Genomic DNA, 4137 nt, shown 5'->3' with positions numbered 1-4137 from the left:
CTCGCACGGCGTGCGTGGTCGTGGCGCTGCCATGACGTATCTGTCCCATAAGGCTTCCTTCCACTCGCGTGAAAATATCACACCATCAAATCCCGGGACTAAACACCTAGATCATCTCACCAGATGATCTAACCGCAACCGCCCCCGGGCATCACTCAACCGCGCTGCCGTCAGGGTAGCCGCCAACGTCGTGCCTATGATGTTGCCGCTCACAATCAGACTCATCAGCACGATCTGATATTTTGCAGCTTCCAGCGGATTCATTCCCGCAAGAATTTGTCCCGTCATGATTCCCGGCAAGGTAATAATCCCTGCTGCAGCCATCTGATTGAGCGTTGGAATCAAGCCCGTACGAATTGCCTGTCGGATGGAACCATTCATGGCTTCAGCTCTGGTTGCACCAAGTGTCAGACGCGCCTCTATAGCCGAACGGTCACGCGATATTGTGGAAAGCAGGGTGTTCATCGTCAGGCTGACAGCATTCATGACATTCCCCAGCAGCAAACCCGTCATCGGAATTGCTGTGCGTGCCTGATACCATGGATGCGGCTGCAACGCTGTCAGCAGGCCAATCAAGACGACAATCACCGTACCAATAACGGTACTGCTCCCGCCAATGCCAAAATGCCACCCAGGGGTCAGTTTGACCAGCTGACGCGAACCAACCTCGTATGAAGCCGCGCCGAACATCAAAACCAGCATCGCTATCGTCAGCCAGACAGAGGGGCGGTCAAAGATCAGCAACAACATGCTGCCAGTCAGAGCCAACTGCACAGTCATACGCACAGCCGAAATCACCAGCGCCTTCTGAAGCCCCAGAGACATGACCAGAGACAGCACGATACTGCTGAAGAGTAGTCCTCCCGCCAGTATCATATCTTTAGACGTGAGTAAGACTGGGGTCACGAGACATCCTCATGCAAGCATCCGCGGACTATTTCGCAATGCGTACCTGCCATCCGCACAGCCTGTGACAGATCATGTGAGACAAGAATAATCGTCATGCCCTCCTCTATTTTAGTCCGCAACACAGCTTCGACCAGAAGCGTCGTTGTGGCATCCAGCGCTGAACATGGCTCATCCATCAACATGACGCGTGGTGCATTCAAGAGTCCACGTATCAAGGCAAGGCGTTGCCTTTCACCTGTGGAGAGACGATGTATCGGATCGTACAACACACCCCGACGCAGGCCCACCTGTTCCATCAAATCATGGGTACAATCCTTGTCAGACACATGATCCAGAACAATATCGCTCCACCATCCAGGGTCTGCAGGAAGATATAAAACCTGCCTCCGCCACAGATGCGCTGGCATGCGTGAACAAAAATAGCCGTCCAACGCGACGTCACCCTGATGCGGATCAAGATCCGCAATCATGCGCAACAAGACCGATTTCCCTGCGCCGGACTGGCCTGTCACCACCAGACAGGATCCTGCTGGCACATCAATATCAAATGGTCCCACATGAGCATGACGCAACCCTCTGACAGAAAGCCCATGTGCAAGAACTGAGCCTGACACTCCAGACATATGAGAAGACGACTGCGTAAACATTAACTCCGCCATGGCACCCGATCGATCAACCACGAAACGGCGTACCAGGCGTAAGGAATGAACAGGAGAGAACTGGGAGTTTCAAACATATGGTCACAGAGAGTATCGTGCCTTTCTCTTTTTATTTTAACATCCGGTTCAACGTGAACACTATAGCCCAGAACCTGAGCAAAGTGCTGATCGACCGCAGATAAATGCTGTCTCCGTGAAATTCTCATGACGTTCGCCACTGAACTCTTGTCATCATGCTTCGCTCAATACGGTCGGGACAGTTTTCCAGTTGGCTCCACACTCCGTCTTCTCACAGGTAATCTCATTCTGCTGTGTCCTGCGGGAACCATTGTCATCATGGCATATGAAGCTCTGTCTTATGAATTTATGTCATAAGACACACCGTCTGGCTCTGTCTCTTGTTGTAATCATCGTAAGCATCCGGAGAGAGCCGCGGGCGTAATCAGGCTTTGATGGTATTGTTGCTCTGGTGAAGGGTTTTCCAGTGCCATGGCAGGAGTTCATGGAGGCGTGGATTTGGCATATCGTTGATACGGGCGAGGACATCTGCGAGCCATGCTTTGGGATCGACAAGGTTTAGCCGGGCGGTGACGATCAGGGAATACATGGCGGCAGCGCGTTCTCCGCCCCGGTCTGAGCCTGCGAATAACCAGGCTTTTCTGCCGAGGGCTATCCCACGAAGCGCACGCTCTGCGGCGTTATTTGTGAGACAGATGCGCCCATCATGGAGAAACCGTGTGAACATGTCAGGTCGTCTGAGAAAATAGTTCATGGCCTGTGCAGTGGGATTTTTTGACGACATGCGTTGGCACGTGTCACGCATCCACATGAACAGGTTCTCTACCATGGGAGCACTGCTTTCCTGACGGACGGCGAGCCGATGCTGGTCTGGGGTGCCGTTTATCACACGTTCAGCCTCGAAGATGGCGTCGATCCGGCGCACGGCCTCTATGGCAAGGGGGGGCTTTGTCCTTTTCTGCAATTTTGAACAGCCCCCTTCGTCCGTGCGCCCAGCATCCTGCAGACACGACAGGTGCAGGCTGACGGCCCGGTTTTGCCAGAGCGTTATATCCGGCATAGGCATCGGATTGCACGATCCCCGTCCAGCCCGAAAGATGATCGACAGGATGTTCGCCCTTGCGGTCCCGTGAATAACGGAACCACACGGCTGGCGGTGCTGTGCCTCCAAAGGGGTGATCGTCGCGCACATAATTCCACAATCGACCGGTGCGTGTTCGGCCCTTCGCCAGCACGGGCACGGTGGTGTCATCCGCATGCAGACGACCAGCTGCCAGCACATGGACCCGGATCAGCGCGTTCAGAGGGGCCAGGGTCGCTGTGCAGGCTCCCACCCAGTCAGCTAACGTTGACGTGTCGAGATCAATCCCTTCGCGTGCAAAGGCATCACTCTGCCTGTTCAGCGGCAGATGCTGGAGATACTTGTCGCACAGAATGCCCGCCAGCAGTTCTGGCCCTGCACGGCCCCGTGAGATCGGGTAGAAAGGCGCTGGTGGCTGGGTGATGCTCTCGCAGTCCCGGCAGCTGAACTTCTCCCGCACCGTTTGAATGACCTTGAACTGACGTGGGATCACTTCCAGCGTCTCAGTGATGCTTTCGCCCAGTTTACTCAGGCGCGTCCCGCCACAGCACGGACACTGTGTTGGCGCAGGAAGAACCACCCGTTCGCGTGGCAGGTCGGCGGGCAAGGGTTGCCGCCCCGGTGATTCCGCGATGCTGTTGCACGGACAGCGAGGTACGCCGCATTTTCGGACGCGTCTTCGGCTTGCGTTGTTTCCAGCTCCTCCAGATCAAGTTCCAGCTGGCCCAGCAGGCGCCGTCCCCGTTCCGATGACGCCCCGAAGCGGTCCTGACGCATCCGTGCAATAAGATGTTTAAGATGGGCAATCTGCGCTTCGGCGCTGACTGCCCGGGCTTCAGCGTCTGTGGCCCGGGTTTCGGCAGCACGGGCACGCGCCTCGGCAGCGGTAAGTGCCGCACGTAAGGCCGTCATGTCATCCATGCTTCCCGTCATGAAAAACAGTTCAGCACAAAACCGTTCAAAAGGGTACAGGATTATGGATCACGATCCCCTTTTTGTTATCCCGCAAGTTCAGGTCGCCATGTTTTCTGCGGATTACGCCAGTCGATCCCTTCGAGCAGACAACTTAATTGTGACGCACTCAGATGGATGGCCCCGTCCTTTGCCGAGGGCCAGATGAAATACCCACGTTCAATCCGTTTTGCATACAGGGACACTCCAATCCCGTCATGCCAGATCAGTTTCACCAGATCGCCGCGTCGGCCACGAAAGACAAAAACATCACCAGCATAGGGGTCTCTCCCCAGAAACTGTTGAACCCTCAGCGCCAGACCGGGCATGCCAAGGCGCATGTCTGTTGCACCTGGAGGGATCGAAGAACCGCTGATTGATGTGCTTGGCGAGTAATTTCTGGTTTTTGGCGCTTTGATTGACGGTTCTTTGGGGCGGTTTTGATCTGCGTTTTGAGCGGATCGGTGGGTGTTACCCTCTGGATGGCTACGCGGCGGCGTTTATCCGCTCCAGGAAGAG

Annotated in this window: 6 protein-coding genes; all 6 read right to left on the bottom strand. The window is 55.3% G+C overall.

Annotation, left to right across the window (positions count from 1 at the left end; genetic code table 11):
- Positions 1 to 111 precede the first annotated feature (111 nt).
- Complete coding sequence (locus HKD24_RS14765) at positions 112 to 906, bottom strand: ABC transporter permease (protein WP_194260928.1); 795 nt, start codon at positions 904 to 906, stop codon at positions 112 to 114.
- Positions 903 to 1568, bottom strand: a complete 666-nt coding sequence (locus HKD24_RS14760) for an ABC transporter ATP-binding protein (RefSeq protein ID WP_228124478.1) — start codon at positions 1566 to 1568, stop codon at positions 903 to 905. Before HKD24_RS14760 ends, HKD24_RS14765 begins: the two co-directional genes overlap by 4 nt.
- A gap of 442 nt (positions 1569 to 2010) precedes the next feature.
- Positions 2011 to 2511 carry an IS66 family transposase gene (locus HKD24_RS15510; RefSeq protein WP_322783341.1) on the bottom strand — a complete coding sequence of 167 codons (501 nt, stop codon included), beginning with the start codon at positions 2509 to 2511 and terminating at the stop codon, positions 2011 to 2013.
- On the bottom strand, positions 2480 to 3247 hold the full coding sequence (gene tnpC / locus HKD24_RS15505; protein ID WP_322783342.1) for an IS66 family transposase: 768 nt from the start codon (positions 3245 to 3247) through the stop codon (positions 2480 to 2482). Before tnpC ends, HKD24_RS15510 begins: the two co-directional genes overlap by 32 nt.
- A complete protein-coding gene (locus HKD24_RS15500; RefSeq protein ID WP_265589089.1) occupies positions 3196 to 3579 on the bottom strand; it encodes an IS66 family transposase in 384 nt (127 codons plus the stop codon). Before HKD24_RS15500 ends, tnpC begins: the two co-directional genes overlap by 52 nt.
- Positions 3580 to 3665: 86 nt before the next feature.
- On the bottom strand, positions 3666 to 3959 hold the full coding sequence (gene tnpB, locus HKD24_RS14750) for an IS66 family insertion sequence element accessory protein TnpB (protein WP_048851950.1): 294 nt from the start codon (positions 3957 to 3959) through the stop codon (positions 3666 to 3668).
- Positions 3960 to 4137: the final 178 nt, after the last annotated feature.

This window comes from Gluconobacter vitians (assembly GCF_015244565.1).
Taxonomy (GTDB): domain Bacteria; phylum Pseudomonadota; class Alphaproteobacteria; order Acetobacterales; family Acetobacteraceae; genus Gluconobacter; species Gluconobacter vitians.
This window is presented reverse-complemented; position numbering and strand designations above follow the sequence as displayed.